The sequence below is a fragment of the Exiguobacterium sp. s80 genome (assembly GCF_018618725.1).
GTDB lineage: Bacteria > Bacillota > Bacilli > Exiguobacteriales > Exiguobacteriaceae > Exiguobacterium_A > Exiguobacterium_A oxidotolerans.
Genome location: NZ_JACSMP010000007.1, coordinates 12,739 through 29,033, shown reverse-complemented (window position 1 = coordinate 29,033; position 16,295 = coordinate 12,739). Strand labels below are relative to the sequence as shown.

Here is a 16,295-nt window from a genome sequence, read left to right as displayed (position 1 = left end):
GAGTCTTGCGGTGAGAAAATGGACTTCAGATGACGTTGTCAGCTCTCACCTCCCTTTAAATAGCGAGGCGGTAGCTTACTCGCCCTTTCGAGACCCTCTTTTTGAATGGACCTACTACACGTATAGGAGGACATGATAATGAAACCACACCTCTTATTTTTGTCTTGGCGTGATATTAAACATCCGAAAGCAGGCAGTGCTGAAGTTTTCATTCACGAAGTATTGAAACGGGTTGCCGAAGATTATCGCCTTACCCACATCTCACCTGGCTTTGATGGTGGTCACGACGTTGAATTTCTTGATGGTGTCACCTATATCCGACGCGGAACAAACGCAACGGTCCTTCTGTATGCTTTTCACTATTACCAGATACATGCATCGACAATTGATCTCGTTGTCGATCAAGTCAATACCCATCACTTTTTCACTCCGCTTTATGTACCACGAGAAAAACGTGCCCTATTCATTTATCGACTAACACGTGAAATTTGGAAGATCAACGTCAACCAACCGTATGCCTGGTTAGGAGAACGGACGGAAACGCCCCGCCTCCGCCTCTACCGGAACGATTTGGCGGTGACTGTCAGCAAATCGACCACTGACGATTTAATCGATGTCGGATTCGCTCCAAAACGAATTACGATTTTACCGGCAGGAATCAATTTCACCCCATGGCCAGAGATAGACTGGAAAAATAAAGAAGAAAAACCGACTTTTCTTTACATTGGTCGTATGTCCGCCTATAAAGGAATCAACGATGCGATTAAAGCGTTCGTCATATTCAAACAGGAGTTTCCGGAAGCCCGTTTTTGGGTGATTGGTGAAAAAGATGAGACCTACATTGAAGAGCAACTAAATCCTCTTCTTCCGGAAGAAATGCGTCAAGATATTACCTATTTCGGCTTCGTCAGTCATGAAGAGAAACTTGAGCGAATGAGCCGGGCGACCGCTTTATTATTTCCATCAAAGCGCGAAGGCTGGGGGTTGGCAGTCAGTGAAGCTGCTGCTGTCGGGACGCCATCCATCGTCTATCATGCTCCCGGTCTTCAAGATGCTGTACAGTATGGATTAGCTGGATATATGACAACGTTCCAGACTCCAGGCGCATTAGCCATTGAAATGCGATCATGCATTCGGGATACAGAACAGTATGATACGATTCGTTACGCCTCTTACCTTTTCGCAAAAACACGCCACTGGGACTATACCGGATCCCGTTTTCGGGAATGGATACAGAAAACGTTGACTCGGTGACTAATGGTTTCTTAAAAGACCATTAGTCTATAAGTGAATTATGTGTTTTCCACTTTTCAACTCAGAACATGTCTCAATTGTCCAAAGAAATAGGAACTATTATTCATTTGCATAAATACAGTTAACCGTTTCATTGAAAGGATGGATTGGCATGTACATTTTATTATTGTCTGGCGGGTCCGGAAAAAGATTATGGCCCCTTTCAAATGACTTAAACTCAAAACAATTTTTACGCATTTTAGAAGACCCGTCCGGGAAAAAACAGTCCATGATTGAACGTGTTTTTCTCCAACTTCAAGAAATCAAGTTAGCTGAACGCACTCTGATTTCAACAACAAAATCACAGCTCGATGCTATCGAGCATCAATTAGGTCCAGATGTCGCCGTTATTTGTGAACCTTCGCGTCGTGATACGTTTCCTGCCATCATGCTTGCAACAAGTTACTTGGCTGAAAACATTGATTCGACAGAAACAATTGTCATCATGCCCGTCGATTCTTATGTAGATATGTCCTTTTTCGAGAGGTTTAGTTTACTCGATACGGCTGTCCAATCCCATCCTGACGCGTTGCATTTAATGGGTGTCGAACCACTTCATCCAACCTCAAAGTATGGTTACATTATTCCAGAAACAGCCAATCAGATGGCACGGGTAAAGAAGTTTCAAGAAAAGCCGACAATCATCTTAGCTGAACAATTAATTAAAGAAGATGCACTTTGGAGTTGCGGTGTCTTTGCTTGCCAACTCGATTTTCTTATTAAACAATTGTTTGCTCAAAACGTTCCTACCACCTACTGTGATCTACTCCGCTCTTACGACTCTCTTGAAAAAACATCTTTTGACTATGCGGTTGTTGAAAAAACGGAACTGATTTACGTACATCGGTATGAAGGTCCGTGGAAAGATCTCGGAACCTGGAATACGTTAACGGAGGAAATGCCGAGTGTTCTTCATGGAAATGCTCATCTTCTGAAATCAACAAATACACATATTGTAAACGAACTTCAAATTCCAGTTCTCGGAATTGGATTGGATGATTTAATAGTTTCCGTTAGTCCTGACGGTGTCTTGGTTTCTTCTAAAGAAGAAACGACCCATTTAAAAGAATATCTCGTCCACCAAGACCGACCTCCACAATTTGAATGGAAACGCTGGGGCTATGCGACAATTTTGCATCAACAATTACTTGAAGATGGACGATATGCAATTACACGACGCTTGCACATTAAAGAAAATCATCAAATCAGTCATCACTATCATGAACATACCGCCTCAACCTGGAGCATTCTTAAAGGAAGAGCGGAAGCAATCATTGATGGTAAACATCAGACGCTTGAAGCACCATCGGTTGTCCACATCCCCCAAGGCGTCTCACATACATTAAGAACGGTAAATGACTTAATTATGATTGAAATCAAACACTCCGTCGATTGGACAGAAGAAGACAACTATCCATTTCCAACCTCATTTCCCACTCAAGATTAATTCGTTTTTTATACTGTAGTTCTTTTTAAAATAATTCCGTCGCATACATCAAACAGCAGTCCTTCGTCTTATGAACGAAGGACTGCTGTTTACGAATAGAAAAATAAAGGAGTTGATCATTTATAACATTTTAAAGTTTTGAGATGATCGTTAACGGATCAACACGTTTCGTGTAATCGGACGGAACGTCAGCAAACGAAATTTCACCTGACGGCTGAATGATGAACGTTGCTGGTTTCGGTAGCTGCCAGTCTTCATTTCCGTTATGTCCGCCGACGTCCAGCCCTGATTCTTTGTACACTTCAACTAAATAGTCCGGCATCTCGAAGACGAGATCAAATTGACCCGCGACGACATTATCGACGTCACTGAGGACGGCGAACTCTAAGTCATTTTTTTCTTGTGTCGAGAGTGAATGATCCGGTGTCTCAGGACTGATCGCGACGAGTGTCGCTCCTTTTTCCTGAATCTTCGCCAGTTCACGTTGGTACGCACGGAGCTCTAAGTTACAGTACGGGCACCAGCCGCCACGATAAAACGTGACGATGACGGGACCTTGTTCAAGTAAATCTGCTAAAGCGACGGATGTCCCTGCCGCGTTCGGTAACGTAAAGCGCGGCGCCTCGTCACCGACAGCTAATCCTTTTGCTCCGTTTGATGCTGCGAGTTCTTCTGTTGCTTGCGTCATCAGCTTCTGCTTTTCAGCCGGTGCTTTTTGACGGAACTGTTCTTGATACGCTTGAATTTCTTCTAATAATGTAGACATGACAATCCCTCCCTGTTGTTTTTCATAGCATAACAGGGTGTCTGACAAAAGACTGAAATTTTGCTCACTCCGATTTTTTTCGGAATCGTTTCACAAATCCTATCAGACTTTCCGGTGTCAGTTCGAGTTTGTTCTCGTACGCATATTTTGTTCCGTAACCAAGTGCGAGCGTCGCCGTCGAGGCGATACCCGCTCCGAATACAGCCCCGTACCCGGGCACCATCTTCGCCAGTTGGCGAAAAGCCGTTTTTCCTGAATTGCCGACGATTGTCACGACAAGTAACTCTTTCGCACTTTCTTTCGATAAGTTCCGTTCATATAAGTTCGACAGCTTCAGCATCAAACCGATTTGAATCGACGTCAACGGAATGATGTCCGCGCCCGGGAACGGGACCGCTCCGATTGCACCAGCCGCCGTCCCGGCCCCGACAATCCAGTTGTTAGCGATTTTCCCCCGTAACGAAGGATCGATTTCGCGGACAAACAGATTATCCTTGTCGAACTTTTTTAGGATATCGAGGACCTCACGCCGCAAGCGGTCGATATTCGTCCCATCCTTCGCTGATACAGGGACAAGGGTCGGTCCCGGTAACTTCGTTTCGATGTGCCGGGTGACGGTCTCTAAGTCGTTCGTCGCATCAATCTTCGTCACGACGATGATGATGTTTTTATTATGGGCATAAATCTTATTGAAATTTTTTGTTTCCGTCTCCGATAAGACGGTCCCCGCTGCATTCAAGAAATACAAAATGACGTCAGCACTCTCGTAAAATTGCCATGTCGTATCCGAATTTAAGCTGTTCGCGTCATTGAGTCCCGGCGTATCGACGAAGATGACCTTATCTTCCGGGTGCTGCCGGATTTGATCGATGCGTGTCGTTTCACCCGGTTGCGCTCCGACCGTCGCAACATCACGTCCGAGGATTGCATTGAGCGTCGACGATTTACCGGCATTGACGTCGCCAATCAGGGCGACGGTCACTTCTTGATTGAGCGACTGGTTAAAGTCGCGCCGTTCTGCTTCAAACGATTGGTCAAATACTTCCTCAAGCTTTGACTTCCGTTTCTGTTCATTGGTCTCAAGTCCCTCACCAAAAAAATCGTCCATCGTTACCCCTCCTGAAAATATGTGCTGTCAGTCTTTTCCCGTTCTTCATTGAAATCATCCAAGGAAAACGATAAGCTTGGTGATGGATAATGTTTCCAACAAGCGAAGGAAGGGGCTTTTTCTATGAAAAACTGGATGTACATACCACTTGCCGCTCTTATCTTGACGGGGTGTAGCCAAAACCACGATCAAATCGAATCCGCCACGAAAAAAGCACCTGTCACCCAGGCTGCTTCTACATTCACCCTCGCTCCCCTGTCCGTCACAGAAGGAGAAGAAAAATTCGCGGCACTTGCCAACCAACAGATTGGTGCCGTTCAGTTAAAAGGAACAGTAAAGACGACCCACTGGCTAAAGGGTGTCGAATACCTCCCGAACAAACAAGAACATGTACTCTTCTCGATGGAACTTGAACCGAAAAAGTACGATACCACGATCCGGTTTTCCCAGTCGTTCTCGGATGACCTGATTCAATTCGGGATTGATGTCGGTGAGACGGTACTCTTCGGTGACGACACGTTTACGCATCTCGACGATTACATCGTTCGCGGTACCGACTTCCGCTCAAAAACGGCTACGGCGACCCCTTATAATCTTTTGATGGTCTACCATCTGTCGAAAAATGAGGAAATGCGTGGATTTAATTTAAATGAGGTCACGCGTCCCGCTGACGTGCCACTCAAAAAAGGAGAGCGGATTTTCGGAATTGTATTATCCAATCAGAAGTAAAAATATGACGTTCCTACAATCTTCTTAAGAAATGATGTGTTCCTGCATGAAAAAATTTGGCATTGCTTGCTTATTCGCCACTCTATTACTGAGTGGCTGTCTCTCACCTGAAAACGATCGCCTGACTGTGACACCAATTGGAATAAAAGCCGGTGAAGAAGCCTTTGCAGAAATCAATGATCAAGACATCGCCGCTTTTCATTTGGATGGTAAATTGAGTAAGGCCTATTTGCTAAGATGGGTTGAATTTTTACCGAATCACAAGGAGCGGACACTTTTTTCAATGGAAATCTCTCCGGATGACTATGATACAACGCTCCGTATTACGCAGTCTTCCACCGCAAAATACATTCGTTTTGGAGCGAGCTTTGAAGGTGGAATCATGCGTGCCAACGAAGCATTAAAACAAAAACCGGTTGCCCTTAGCATGCAAGCTCAAGGAGACACATTCACCATCAGCGATTACGATGTATTGACGCTTCGTCGCTTGTCCACGAACACTGGCAGTGAAATCAAGACGAGTTCGTTCAGTGATATTCACGGTCCTCAGGACATCGATGTCAAGAAAGACGAGCGGGTTTTTGCACTCGTGTTATCTCCACTTGAATCATAAGTGACTCCATTTGAACGAGACTAAGGGTGGCAGACTTAATATCTGCCACCCTTAGTTGTGTAGAAATCGACTTTTGCGTCAGCCGTTTTTTAAATATTACTTCTCCGTTCAAGTAACACGGTATCCCGCCAGACACCAGCCAACTGTCCAATCCGTTCCCGACGACCGACTTCACGGAAACCGAACCGTTGATGGAGTTTGAGGCTGGCGGTGTTTTCCGGAAAGATTTGCGAGTGCAGCGTCCAGATGCCTGCTGCTTCACTCGACGTAATGACCGCCTGCATCAATACCGCCCCGACTCCTTTTCCCCGTGCGTCTTCATCGATATACAAACTGACTTCGGCAACACCGGCATAGGCCGGAATCGACGAAAACGGACTGATGGCGACCCAACCGAGTAGCCGTCCCGCTTCTTCTGCAACAATCCGGCTATGGCGATGGTGATGGGCATCCCAGTAGTCAAACGACGGTACTTCCGTTCGGAACGTCGCATTCTGCGTCTCGATCCCCTGTTGGTAAATCCGACCGACTTCCGGATAATCTGCTGCGGTCATCGCTCGTAGATTCATAACAACATCCTCCTTTTCTAGTCTTTTATCGCTTCGCGTCAAACAATCTTGACCTATTTTCGTCAGCGGACTCGTTCCGTCGTCCGCAACAGATCAAGCAACTGTTCGAGCCGTTCAATGGTATAGGTCGGCGTCAATTCAACGGGAGCCGTTCCCTGACTTGGATTGAACCAACATGTGTCAATTCCGGCCGAAATGCCGCCTTGGATATCTGCAGTCAGGGAGTCACCGATGAGCAGTGTCTGCTCCGGACGGAATGCCGGAATCCGGTCGAACACATACGTAAAGAAAGCACGCATCGGTTTTTGATAGCCCGTGTCTTCGGAAACAAAAATCTGATCGAAGTACGGCAACAGTCCTGAACCAGCGAGCCGTGCATGTTGTGTCCGCGAGACGCCGTTCGTCACGACGTAGAGCCGGTAATGTCCTTTTAACTGCCCGAGTAATTCGTGTGCTCCGTCAATCAAATCCGTTCCTTGACCGAGATACGTCCGGTAGCGCTCATCCATCTGTTTTCCGTCGACCACCCGTCCCTGCTCTGCAAAAAACGTCACGAAACGTTCCGAGATGACTGCGTCTCGCGTCACTTCCCCCCGTTCGAGGGCTGCCCATAAGGCTTTGTTAATGGACCGGTACCGGGTTTCACGTTCTTCCGTCCATTCGAGCTGTTCGTCCGCGAATAGTTTTCGCAGCGCCCAGCGTTCCGTTGCGTCAAAATCAAGTAAAGTATGATCGATATCAAAGAGTAATGTTGTATAGTTCATTCGTCATGCTCCTTTTCGTAAGATCCGTTTTTCTGTCAGCTTCCCGCCGAGTTGAAACAAAAGCACCCCGCCGCCAATCAAGAGAACACCGACTGCCTTCGTCCATGTGAAAGCGACCTGTTCGAGACCGAACCATCCGAGCGTGTCCCAGAGCAGGGCAAAGAGGATTTGTGAGACCATGACAATCGAAATCGCGTAGCTCGGTCCGAGTTGCTGGACGCCTTGCGTCACAGACAGGACGACACCGACTCCGATGATGCCGCTGAACCAAAACCACGGCTGCATGCCGGCCAATGAAAAAAGTGCCGTCCCTTCAACGAGCAATCCAATCGTCAGCGAAGCGAGAAAGCCGAGTCCAAGGACTAACGTCGTCGTTGCCCAGGCTCCGACCCGTTCTTTGACTTTGGCGTTAAAGGTGTTTTGCATACAGACGAGCATCCCGCCAAATAAGGCGAGTAAAATCCCAAGTGTCATCGTGCTTGCCTCCTATTCATAAATACTTTCCCCGACACGTTCCATTAAACCCGCGCGGTCGATGATCTCAATCGTCCGTTTCGTCCGGTCAATCAATCCCTCCCGGCTGAACTGGAGTAACACCCGGTTCAGATGCCGGTAGCTCGTCCCGATCAAATCCGCTGCATCGACTAAATCCGTGACCGGCAGAGTTTGTTTTTCCGGTGTCATCGACAACAGATAACTCGCGAGCCGGACTTCGACCGGATATAAAAGATTAAAGCTCATCGAGTGCGATTTCAGTTCGAACTTCATCGTGATCGTCTCGAGCAAAAAACGTAAGAACGCCGGATTATCCGTTCCGACCTGTTCAAGTGCCGCGTAACTGATCCGGAAGACTTGGACCGGCGTTACAGCCTCGACCGTGTTCATCAAGGGGATACGGCGGACATATTCGATATCGCCGACCAGATCGAACGGATGCTTGAAGGAAAGAACGAGCCGTCGTCCTGCCGCTGACATATGTGTGATCTTCAACTTTCCTTCGACGAGCAAGTACAGCTGTTTCGCGTCATCGCCCTGCTGGCACAAGTATTCGCCCGGTTCGACCTCGACACGTTCGAGATGACGGCGTAAGCGCTCGTCAAAGACATGCGTCAATTGAAAACGGTCCAAGTATGTCGCAAGTCGCTCATCCTCCACGCGAATCCCTCCTTATAGTTTCAAGATTAAGACACCGCCGACCATCAACAAAATTCCGATGACTTGCGGCAGCTGCAACCGACGTTTCATCATTCCGAACCAACCGTTCCAGTCAATCAAAAGGGCCAGACCGAGCTGGGCGATCAAAAAGAGTGAAATCGTCAATGTCACACCCATCAAATGCACGGCTGTGATATTACTGAACAAAACAGCCGCCGCCAGTGCGCCTCCTGATAGATAAAGCGGCTTGACGTGACGCATCTCTTGAAACGTCCGGTCGCGTAAGGCGAATGTGATCAATAAGGCGACGATGAAGCCTGTCATTTGGGTCACGGTCGCTGCCTGCCAGGTCCCGATTCCATCACTGATTCGGGCATTGGCGACACTTTGGAGCGTCAGAAAAAAACCGCCGCTGATTGCAAAAAGGATGCCTCGCATCTGTATCGCCTTCCTTTCGTTATCTTCTTTCATCCTATCCTAAAACGACGGTGGATGATTGATAAAGGACATTTGTCCTGAACATAAATTCATTCGTCGAAAACACAAAACCGCCATGTCGACTTGACTGGCGGTTTTGTACATCAGATTTTTTTAACGAACTCGGATTTCAGCTTCATTGCGCCGAGTCCATCAATCTTGCAATCGATGTCGTGGTCTCCCTCGACGAGACGGATCCCTTTGACACGGGTTCCTTGTTTGACGACGAGCGATGTCCCTTTGACCTTCAAGTCTTTGATGACCGTAATCGTGTCGCCGTCATGCAATTCGTTTCCGTTCGCGTCACGGATGACCGCCGTCTCTTCCGTCACGTCCGCTTCCGCCTGCGTCCATTCATGGGCACATTCCGGGCAGACGAACAGATTTCCGTCTTCATAATGTATAGCTCGATCCACAGTTCGGACAGTTTGGATATTCAGTCATGTGTGATTCCTCCAAATTGTTCATCGTTTCTTCCCTGTTTAGTATAACGTATCTGACAAAAACGAAAATAACAAATTAAAAAAATGCTTAGACAACCTCTTATGAAGCGTGAATATGCTAGAACGAGAGGCAATCCGTTCGCGCTGCCCTGTCTCGCCTCGTCTTCAAAGCGGCAATCTTCCGCGCCGCTACAGCAAAGCTGCAGGGTCGCGACCGATTGCTTTTCGCTTTAAAAGCGATTCGAGACGGATTGCGCTCTAAACCGTCTGCATGACTGGATTTCTGTCACGGTATTACCTAAGCGTCACGTTTCGTTTCTTCCCCCGTAGGAGTCAACGAAACGCGACGCTTTATCTCCCGATAGAACTTTGTCTACAGCCTAAAAAACCGTTCATCGTCTGACGATGAACGGTTTTGATTATTCATTTTCCAGCTTTTTGATTGCTTCATCTAGTTTTTCTTGATCCTCGTCCGACACTTCAGGAAACTGCGGATCGATATCGCGTAAAACGTCGTTCATGACTTCTGTCACGATGTAACGTCCGAACCAGTCATCATCGGCCGGTAGCACGTACCATGGCGCATTTTCCGTTGATGTGTTTGAAATCAAATCGGCAAAGATGTCTTGATACTCATCCCAATGTTCCCGCTCCTCAACGTCACTGAACGAAAACTCGAAGTTCTTTTTCGGGTCTTTCATCCGTTCGAGCAACCGTTCCTTTTGTTTGTCCTTCGAAACATTGAAGAGAAACTTGACGACACGGACGCCGTTCTCGACCAGGTACTGCTCGAAGTCATTGATTTGCCGGTACCGCATCTGCCAAACGTCTTGATCGTTCGGGAGTTCTTCCTCCTCAAGCAGGTTATGAATACGCGGTGCGATGACATCTTCATAATACGAGCGATTTAAAATGCCGACTTCTCCTTTGGCCGGCAACCCGTCATGAATCCGCCATAGAAAATCGTGTTTTTGTTCTTCTTCTGACGGTTTCTTGACCGAGATCGTCTTTAAGCCTTGGGCATTCAGGTTTGAAAAGATATAGCTGATCGCTTCATCTTTCCCACCGGCATCGATTGCCTGCAGGACGACTAAAATACCTTGTTTTTCTTCTGCATGAAGCCGCCAATGTAGCTCTTTCAATTCCTCGACGCTATCTGGAATGTATGTCTTGAGTAATTGTTCTTCAGAAATCCGGTCCGGATCAGACGTTTGGTAATCAGCTAAACTGACGTTCGCATCCGGAGCGACTCGATATTTTTTGATGTCCATTTGAATCCTCCTCTAACTTTCGCTCACTCTCAAAAGAATACCCTGAGAAGGACTTCGGAAAACCCGTTCAAATGAACTTATCTTTTAATCAATCGTTCTAATGCATCGTTGATTACGACAGGTGGGCGACCGAGAATTTGTGCAAAGTCCTGACTTTCAACAGCAAGCGTATCGTTTGCAATCCCTTCTTGAATCGAGACAAGCATCGGGATGAGGAAGTCCGGGAGACCCGCTTGTTTCATGATATCAGCATACGTTGCTACATCCACTTGTTGAACAGTGACAGGTCGAGCAAGAACCGCTCCGAGTGCCTCGGCGATTTCTGTTTGTGTCAACAATGGACCCGACAGTTCATAGATAGCTTGTTTTGGAGCATCTGTTGTCAAAACAGTAGCGATTGCTTCTGCATAGTCGTCCTGCAACGCCCAGCCGACTTTTCCGTCACCCGCTGCGGTCAGCCAGTCTGCTCCGTTACGTACGGCGTCAATCGTCGCCTGCTCGTTTTCAAGATACCAGTTGTTCCGGAAGAAAACATATGGGATACCTGTCTGTTCAATCAATCGTTCTGTTACCTGGTGCGTCCGTGCCAAGAAATTTTGACTTGCTTGTGCATTGGCAATACTCGTGTAGGCAATCAGGCCGACGCCTGCAGCCTGTGCTGCCTCGACTGCTACCGTGTGTTGCCGGATCCGTGTAGCTTCTTCCCCGTCCGTTGAAATGATCAACAAACGATCAATCCCTGCAAAGGTCGTTGCTAACGTATTTGGCACATCAAAATCTCCATGACGGACTTCGACACCACGTTCTTTGAGATTCGCTGCTTTTTCGACATTTCGGACACTGACGACAAGGTCGTCCGCACTGATCCGCCCTAACAGATGATCGACAATCTTAGTTCCTAGTTTTCCAGTTGCTCCTGTAATCAATAGCTTCATGGGTATTCGCTCCTTTTTCTATCAAATGCCTATCCTGTACCTAATCTTATTACAGGTGGTACACTAATCCTAGTAGGCACCTTTTAGATACTTGGTCACCTAAACAGAACCATTGGAGGAGGACACTAAATGAATCTTACCGAACAGCGGACGGCTTGTCCGGTCACTCATGTGCAAACCATCATTTCTGGTAAATGGAAAATCCTCATCCTGTGGCATCTCAAACAAGGAACACAACGCTTTGGCGCCTTACAACGTCTGCTGCCCGGGATTTCTAAGGGCATCTTAACACGTCAACTACGCGAACTTGAGCAGGATGGCATGTTGCTTCGAAAAGTCTACCGGGAAGTCCCGATAAAGGTCGAATACTCATTGTCCGACACGGGACTTAGTTTTTTGCCGATTTTAGATGCAATGGCTGCTTGGAGCATGTCGCACATTTCAGAATCTGATCAATAATAAAGGAGCATGCCATGTCGCATACTCCTGCTTTTACTTCATTTCGTCAGAACGTGTTGCTTAAAATGCGCATCAATTGTCGCTGCGACCCGCAGACCGGATATGACGGCACTCTCAACCCGTGTCCGTCCCGAGGCATCATCCGCGTCAAGGAAGGCATCCCCAGCAAGCCAGAGCGGATGGTGATTCAGTTTTAGAAACGGCGTGTGGAAAACATCGCGTGCCTGGGCGTAACGCCATCGTTTTAATTGACGGGAAACAAGTTCGACGGGACCGAGTTGCGCTTGCAGGAGCCGTTCGATTTCAGCAAGCGTGACTGCCTCTCCTTTTTCATACCAGGCTTCACTCCACTCACCCGTCATGTAGACACTCAGTAACGGCGTCGCCGAGATTTCTTTTTCTGCGTTGTTGACGAGCTTCAGCATCCCGGGGACAAGTCCATCGTCCGCCAGACCGACCTCCCCAATTTCGAGTGGGTCTTTCAGTTCAAACAGGCCGACGAATGTCGGTTCGAACGTGACGCGGCCTAACGCTGCGTGATCGGCTGCGTCAAGCGTCAGCCGGGACGCTTGCAGTAAGTCATAGGCTTGCGGAACCGGTGCTGTCACGAGCATCGCGTCATAGACCCGTGTCCGGCTATCTGCAATCGTCCGGAGCGTGGTTGCATCCGCTTCAATCCGTCCGACCTGTTCATTCAAGTGGACCGGAATCCCGCGTGCAATCGACTGAACGAGTTGATTCATCCCGTTAATCGCGATATATCGTGGAAAATCATCACCGAACCATTTCCGGATCAATCCGCGTTCGAGCCATTCATCGACTTCCTGCGCCAGTTCATCCGTCCGGACGGTGAAAAAGACAGCTCCGTGGTCCGCCGTTCCCCGATCGATTCGTCGTGTCGCCATGCGTCCCCCGACACTTTGGCTTTTTTCGATGATCTCGACCTCGTATCCTTCGACTTGTAATTGACGGGCAGCGAACGTCCCCGCAAGTCCGCCACCGATAATTCCGATTCGTTTTGGTTGTTCCATCTGATACATTCCCCTCCACTTGCTTCATTTCCACAAGTATAGCGGTTTGACTGTCAAATCACGTCTTTTAACGTTCTTCGAATATGCTCGTCCGTTCGAGTTCAATTAATAAGCGGGCATGGTTGTTGTTAAAAAACTGTTGGTGCTGCGCTAACCCACGCTGGACGCACCAACCGATTCCCGTCAGTGCTTCAAACAGACGGTAGTACGGCAAATAAACTTCAATCGGTTCCGGTGTCCGAATTTGACCGTATCCGTTTTGATAAGCATTCAGCAGAGCGCTGCCACCTTGGAATACGTCCCGGTCGAGTTTCGTGAAGTCGATCTCCGTCGCTCCGAAACGTGAAGTTTCAAAGTCGATCAGTCCAGTGAGGTTTCCGCCGTCTGCGAGCAGATTCCCGAGCCGGAAATCGAGATGGACGGCGACCGGACGCGACGGTTCCGGTAACTCACGTTCACGCCGTTTTAATTCTGTAAAGGCGGCTTGATAAAGGGCAGGCGGCAAAACTTGTTGAATCGCCGGCTCGAATGAGGTCATCTTCGCATTTCGGAAGACACGCCAGTCCTGTGAGGTAAACGCGGTGAAGCCGTTTTGTTCAAAATCACCATAGGTCTCATGCGTACAGGTATGTAAAGTCGCGTGAAGCTGTCCGATTTGTGTGGCTAGTGTCGGTGTCACCGTCTCGATTGTCGCACCGGCTAATGCCTCCAGTACGAAAGCTCCCGTCGTCTGCGGCGTTGGCGGTGCTTCTGCAAGGATTTTCGGAACGGCGACACGGTCGGCCAAATACGTCAGCCATCCGTGCTCCCGGTACCATTTATCAGCCGTATAGGGTCGCTTTAAAAAAACAGTCCGCCCGTCACGCAGAACCAGCCGGTCGACTTCGGAACTGTACGAATCCGTGACAGAAAAAATCTCCGCTACATCGAGATCAAACGATTGAATCCACTCTTCGCGGGTCATAATGCATCCCCCAGTCGTTTTTCAAGGATTTCACCGGGCAGTCCGTCAATCGCGGCTGTACCGAGCGTCTGATAGGTTAAATAAACAGTCTCTTTTATCTTTCGCAGTTCAATCATAACTTCACTCCTTTATGTTCTGTGCTGATCGTGGATCGGTTCAAATAACTTCTCCGTTGACGGCCGGACAACCGCAAAATGTTCGACATTGTAGTGTCCGTGCAAGACTTGATTGTGGTGGGCAATCATCAACTCTGCTGATAAGACATCGGAACCGTTCGTCGTATGTCCGTCCGCAACGAGCGTCACATCAAATCCGTTGACGGTTGCACTGCGGACCGCGGTATCGATGCAGTGTTCCGTCTTGCAGCCGAGGATGACGATATGTTCGATTTGTCGTTCATTCAGATACTCAAGCAGTGGTGTCCCGTGAAACGCATTCGTTGCAGCTTTATCAAACGTCACCGCCTGATCTGGAATCTGAATCGAGGCGTGTACAGCAAACCCCGGTCCGTTTCCGTCCGCGACATCAAGATCCCGGATGAAGACGACGGCATGATCCTGATCGCAGGCTTCTTGCACGACTTGATTGATGACCTGACTGACGGCATCTTTCGCATGAACCCCTGACTCTTCTGCCGTACCTTCGACGAGATCCTGTTGAAAATCAATAATGAGTACCGCTTGTCGCATCGTTCTCTGCCCCCTTTGTTTGCTTCTCCCTTCCATACCATCCGCAAGAAGTCCTGTTTTTCTGATGAATTTCCAACTTTTGTGAAACTTTCTTTGATCGGATTCGTTAAATAAAACGATAGAAAGGATGTTACATATGGACCTATTGCCACTCTTTTTTGTGATCTTCGTGATTGTCTTAGCTGTTAATCTGTTTCTCGATAAGATGATCATGAATCGTCGTGTCACGCGACGGATATTCATCCGTAATTTCTTCGTCTGCCTGCTGATTTCACTTGTTCTGTTAAGCTTCTTCTACATCCAGTCAATGATGAGCTGACAAATAGACCGTCCACTTGATACAAGTGAACGGTCTTGTTGGATTCAATAGACTTCGTAGTTTTGTCCGGTCTGTGCCCCTTCGACGCTTTTCTCAAATGCTGTCGCGCCACGCGATGCCGGAACAGCTTCGAATCCACGGAAAAATGGTCCGTACTTGTCGAGCGACTCAATCAAAACGTTTGGACTGACACTGTTGATCCGGATACCACGTGGCATCTCAATCGCCGCGGCATGAACAAACGCTTTGACCCCGCCGTTCGCAAGGGCCGCTGACGCGCCTTGCCGAATCGGATCGTCCATCATGATACCGGTCGTCAACGTGAAGCTGCCCCCATCCCGAACCGTCTCCAAACCAAGCAGGACGAGATTGACCTGTCCCTTCAACTTACTGTCGATTCCAATCTGGTTTAACGCCGGTGTCAAATCCGTCAACGGTCCGGATAATCTCATGCCGCTCCCCTAATTGCGCGACGATGGCTTGCCCGATTGTTCCACTTGCTCCAACTACTAAAATTCTCATCCATTCGTCCTCCTTCTGCTATTCTCTACGTGTTCAGCCTACCGGAAACCGGGAGTCGTTTTCAAGAAAGAGCACGATACGTGCGATAGAACCGAGCAATCCGAAAGCCGACATAGGCCGGATCCCATAAGACTGGGTAAATCGTCCGATGATATACATCCCAGTAACTGATGATCCGTCGCTCAATTCGTTCAAGATAGCGGTTGTTTGCCTGGGCGAACGTTTTCATCTCTGCTTCCGACCATATATGTAACACCTGTTCGATTCGTTCGAGAATCTCGCGGACGTATTCGCCTGTCAGTTCAATTAAATAAAGCAGGACCCAGTCTGTTTTTGCCTGTTCCCGTTTTAGGCGTTGAACATATTTTTCACGGATGAACCCATCGTGATGACGGGTATACATGCAGTACAATATCCACCGTTGACGATCCGTCAGAGTTTGCATTTTTTCTTCTTTTACTTCATTTAAATACAGGCGTGATGGAAGAATTAATGATTCCCCAAAAAACATGACATCAATCGTTCCCCAGGTCACCGTTCTAAAGAGCCGGCGCGGTAGAAGACGTGTGACGACTCGAACATCATCCGTACAAGATTGTGGAAACGCGCCTGCCCAGTTCCATTTTATGTTCACGTGTTGTTTCCTCCTCCATACATCGTTTCTGTCTTTTATCAACTTATCATTTTAACGACAGAATGAGGTACTATATATTTACAGGTTACATTCAAACTATTGATGAG

At 48.0% G+C, this 16,295-nt stretch carries 20 protein-coding genes and 2 pseudogenes; 7 read left to right on the top strand and 15 right to left on the bottom strand.

The features are described 5' to 3' along the window. The first annotated feature begins 138 nt into the window (after window positions 1-138). Together KNP94_RS12105 and KNP94_RS12100 are read left to right on the top strand one after the other, a co-directional pair. The gene (locus tag KNP94_RS12105; protein WP_088836039.1) at window positions 139-1,254 is read left to right on the top strand and encodes a glycosyltransferase family 4 protein; all 1,116 of its coding nucleotides are present in this window, start codon (window positions 139-141) and stop codon (window positions 1,252-1,254) included. A 151-nt stretch (window positions 1,255-1,405) separates the two neighbouring features. Further along, window positions 1,406-2,740: a sugar phosphate nucleotidyltransferase gene (locus KNP94_RS12100; protein WP_088836038.1), complete on the top strand. Its 1,335-nt coding sequence runs from the start codon at window positions 1,406-1,408 to the stop codon at window positions 2,738-2,740. 130 nt (window positions 2,741-2,870) lie between these two features. Here KNP94_RS12100 and KNP94_RS12095 read toward each other — a convergent pair whose 3' ends face one another. Next, on the bottom strand, window positions 2,871-3,506 hold the full coding sequence (locus tag KNP94_RS12095) for a peroxiredoxin-like family protein (RefSeq protein ID WP_215115727.1): 636 nt from the start codon (window positions 3,504-3,506) through the stop codon (window positions 2,871-2,873). Window positions 3,507-3,570: 64 nt separating this feature from the next. Then, window positions 3,571-4,614, bottom strand: coding sequence for a YcjF family protein (locus KNP94_RS12090; RefSeq protein WP_214894123.1), 1,044 nt, complete (start codon window positions 4,612-4,614; stop codon window positions 3,571-3,573). Window positions 4,615-4,737: 123 nt separating this feature from the next. Here KNP94_RS12090 and KNP94_RS12085 point away from each other — a divergent pair, with 123 nt between their 5' ends. Both KNP94_RS12085 and KNP94_RS12080 read left to right on the top strand, forming a co-directional pair. Continuing rightward, the gene (locus KNP94_RS12085) at window positions 4,738-5,343 is read left to right on the top strand and encodes a hypothetical protein (protein WP_215115726.1); all 606 of its coding nucleotides are present in this window, start codon (window positions 4,738-4,740) and stop codon (window positions 5,341-5,343) included. Between the two features lie 46 nt (window positions 5,344-5,389). After that, complete coding sequence (locus KNP94_RS12080) at window positions 5,390-5,956, top strand: hypothetical protein (protein WP_215115725.1); 567 nt, start codon at window positions 5,390-5,392, stop codon at window positions 5,954-5,956. A gap of 89 nt (window positions 5,957-6,045) precedes the next feature. Here the strand turns inward: KNP94_RS12080 and KNP94_RS12075 are convergent, their stop codons facing one another. The 6 genes and pseudogenes from KNP94_RS12075 to KNP94_RS12050 all read right to left on the bottom strand — a co-directional run bounded on the left by KNP94_RS12075 (window position 6,046) and on the right by KNP94_RS12050 (window position 9,365). Further along, complete coding sequence (locus KNP94_RS12075) at window positions 6,046-6,525, bottom strand: GNAT family N-acetyltransferase (protein WP_215115724.1); 480 nt, start codon at window positions 6,523-6,525, stop codon at window positions 6,046-6,048. 62 nt (window positions 6,526-6,587) lie between these two features. Then, complete coding sequence (locus KNP94_RS12070; RefSeq protein ID WP_215115723.1) at window positions 6,588-7,289, bottom strand: YjjG family noncanonical pyrimidine nucleotidase; 702 nt, start codon at window positions 7,287-7,289, stop codon at window positions 6,588-6,590. Between the two features lie 3 nt (window positions 7,290-7,292). Then, entirely contained in the window at window positions 7,293-7,763 is a 471-nt protein-coding gene (locus tag KNP94_RS12065) for a DMT family transporter (RefSeq protein ID WP_214894129.1), read from the bottom strand. Between the two features lie 12 nt (window positions 7,764-7,775). Beyond that, the gene (locus KNP94_RS12060; RefSeq protein WP_215115722.1) at window positions 7,776-8,444 is read right to left on the bottom strand and encodes a Crp/Fnr family transcriptional regulator; all 669 of its coding nucleotides are present in this window, start codon (window positions 8,442-8,444) and stop codon (window positions 7,776-7,778) included. 12 nt (window positions 8,445-8,456) lie between these two features. Next, a complete protein-coding gene (locus KNP94_RS12055; RefSeq protein ID WP_214802732.1) occupies window positions 8,457-8,882 on the bottom strand; it encodes a DMT family transporter in 426 nt (141 codons plus the stop codon). 143 nt (window positions 8,883-9,025) lie between these two features. Beyond that, window positions 9,026-9,365, bottom strand: a pseudogene (locus KNP94_RS12050) (zinc ribbon domain-containing protein YjdM). Between the two features lie 114 nt (window positions 9,366-9,479). Between KNP94_RS12050 and KNP94_RS12045 the strand changes: the two are divergent. Next, a complete protein-coding gene (locus tag KNP94_RS12045; protein ID WP_215115721.1) occupies window positions 9,480-9,626 on the top strand; it encodes a hypothetical protein in 147 nt (48 codons plus the stop codon). A 157-nt stretch (window positions 9,627-9,783) separates the two neighbouring features. Here KNP94_RS12045 and KNP94_RS12040 read toward each other — a convergent pair whose 3' ends face one another. Both KNP94_RS12040 and KNP94_RS12035 read right to left on the bottom strand, forming a co-directional pair. Continuing rightward, window positions 9,784-10,635 carry a PPK2 family polyphosphate kinase gene (locus KNP94_RS12040; protein WP_214811478.1) on the bottom strand — a complete coding sequence of 284 codons (852 nt, stop codon included), beginning with the start codon at window positions 10,633-10,635 and terminating at the stop codon, window positions 9,784-9,786. A gap of 77 nt (window positions 10,636-10,712) precedes the next feature. Continuing rightward, complete coding sequence (locus KNP94_RS12035; protein WP_215115720.1) at window positions 10,713-11,570, bottom strand: SDR family oxidoreductase; 858 nt, start codon at window positions 11,568-11,570, stop codon at window positions 10,713-10,715. Between the two features lie 129 nt (window positions 11,571-11,699). Between KNP94_RS12035 and KNP94_RS12030 the strand changes: the two genes are divergently transcribed. Beyond that, entirely contained in the window at window positions 11,700-12,029 is a 330-nt protein-coding gene (locus KNP94_RS12030; protein ID WP_215115719.1) for a winged helix-turn-helix transcriptional regulator, read from the top strand. Window positions 12,030-12,067: 38 nt separating this feature from the next. Here KNP94_RS12030 and KNP94_RS12025 read toward each other — a convergent pair whose 3' ends face one another. The 3 genes from KNP94_RS12025 to KNP94_RS12015 all read right to left on the bottom strand — a co-directional run bounded on the left by KNP94_RS12025 (window position 12,068) and on the right by KNP94_RS12015 (window position 14,713). Next, window positions 12,068-13,060 carry an NAD(P)/FAD-dependent oxidoreductase gene (locus KNP94_RS12025; protein ID WP_215115718.1) on the bottom strand — a complete coding sequence of 331 codons (993 nt, stop codon included), beginning with the start codon at window positions 13,058-13,060 and terminating at the stop codon, window positions 12,068-12,070. Window positions 13,061-13,127: 67 nt separating this feature from the next. Further along, window positions 13,128-14,024: a phosphotransferase family protein gene (locus KNP94_RS12020; protein WP_215115717.1), complete on the bottom strand. Its 897-nt coding sequence runs from the start codon at window positions 14,022-14,024 to the stop codon at window positions 13,128-13,130. 128 nt (window positions 14,025-14,152) lie between these two features. Next, on the bottom strand, window positions 14,153-14,713 hold the full coding sequence (locus tag KNP94_RS12015; RefSeq protein WP_215115716.1) for an isochorismatase family protein: 561 nt from the start codon (window positions 14,711-14,713) through the stop codon (window positions 14,153-14,155). Between the two features lie 136 nt (window positions 14,714-14,849). Here KNP94_RS12015 and KNP94_RS12010 point away from each other — a divergent pair, with 136 nt between their 5' ends. Further along, complete coding sequence (locus KNP94_RS12010) at window positions 14,850-15,032, top strand: hypothetical protein (RefSeq protein WP_159174053.1); 183 nt, start codon at window positions 14,850-14,852, stop codon at window positions 15,030-15,032. Between the two features lie 44 nt (window positions 15,033-15,076). Here KNP94_RS12010 and KNP94_RS12005 read toward each other — a convergent pair. Together KNP94_RS12005 and KNP94_RS12000 are read right to left on the bottom strand one after the other, a co-directional pair. Beyond that, a pseudogene (locus KNP94_RS12005) lies at window positions 15,077-15,554 on the bottom strand (short chain dehydrogenase). Between the two features lie 61 nt (window positions 15,555-15,615). Further along, window positions 15,616-16,188, bottom strand: a complete 573-nt coding sequence (locus KNP94_RS12000; RefSeq protein WP_215115715.1) for a hypothetical protein — start codon at window positions 16,186-16,188, stop codon at window positions 15,616-15,618. Between the last annotated feature and the right edge of the window lie 107 nt (window positions 16,189-16,295).

Bases quoted from the DNA above. Each gene is read 5' to 3' on its own strand.
- KNP94_RS12105 (WP_088836039.1), top strand. From the start codon at position 139: ATGAAACCACACCTCTTATTTTTGTCTTGGCGTGATATTAAACATCCG.
- KNP94_RS12100 (WP_088836038.1), top strand. From the start codon at position 1,406: ATGTACATTTTATTATTGTCTGGCGGGTCCGGAAAAAGATTATGGCCC.
- KNP94_RS12095 (WP_215115727.1), bottom strand. From the start codon at position 3,506: ATGTCTACATTATTAGAAGAAATTCAAGCGTATCAAGAACAGTTCCGT.
- KNP94_RS12090 (WP_214894123.1), bottom strand. From the start codon at position 4,614: ATGGACGATTTTTTTGGTGAGGGACTTGAGACCAATGAACAGAAACGG.
- KNP94_RS12085 (WP_215115726.1), top strand. From the start codon at position 4,738: ATGAAAAACTGGATGTACATACCACTTGCCGCTCTTATCTTGACGGGG.
- KNP94_RS12080 (WP_215115725.1), top strand. From the start codon at position 5,390: ATGAAAAAATTTGGCATTGCTTGCTTATTCGCCACTCTATTACTGAGT.
- KNP94_RS12075 (WP_215115724.1), bottom strand. From the start codon at position 6,525: ATGAATCTACGAGCGATGACCGCAGCAGATTATCCGGAAGTCGGTCGG.
- KNP94_RS12070 (WP_215115723.1), bottom strand. From the start codon at position 7,289: ATGAACTATACAACATTACTCTTTGATATCGATCATACTTTACTTGAT.
- KNP94_RS12065 (WP_214894129.1), bottom strand. From the start codon at position 7,763: ATGACACTTGGGATTTTACTCGCCTTATTTGGCGGGATGCTCGTCTGT.
- KNP94_RS12055 (WP_214802732.1), bottom strand. From the start codon at position 8,882: ATGCGAGGCATCCTTTTTGCAATCAGCGGCGGTTTTTTTCTGACGCTC.
- KNP94_RS12045 (WP_215115721.1), top strand. From the start codon at position 9,480: ATGCTAGAACGAGAGGCAATCCGTTCGCGCTGCCCTGTCTCGCCTCGT.
- KNP94_RS12040 (WP_214811478.1), bottom strand. From the start codon at position 10,635: ATGGACATCAAAAAATATCGAGTCGCTCCGGATGCGAACGTCAGTTTA.
- KNP94_RS12035 (WP_215115720.1), bottom strand. From the start codon at position 11,570: ATGAAGCTATTGATTACAGGAGCAACTGGAAAACTAGGAACTAAGATT.
- KNP94_RS12030 (WP_215115719.1), top strand. From the start codon at position 11,700: ATGAATCTTACCGAACAGCGGACGGCTTGTCCGGTCACTCATGTGCAA.
- KNP94_RS12025 (WP_215115718.1), bottom strand. From the start codon at position 13,060: ATGGAACAACCAAAACGAATCGGAATTATCGGTGGCGGACTTGCGGGG.
- KNP94_RS12020 (WP_215115717.1), bottom strand. From the start codon at position 14,024: ATGACCCGCGAAGAGTGGATTCAATCGTTTGATCTCGATGTAGCGGAG.
- KNP94_RS12015 (WP_215115716.1), bottom strand. From the start codon at position 14,713: ATGCGACAAGCGGTACTCATTATTGATTTTCAACAGGATCTCGTCGAA.
- KNP94_RS12010 (WP_159174053.1), top strand. From the start codon at position 14,850: ATGGACCTATTGCCACTCTTTTTTGTGATCTTCGTGATTGTCTTAGCT.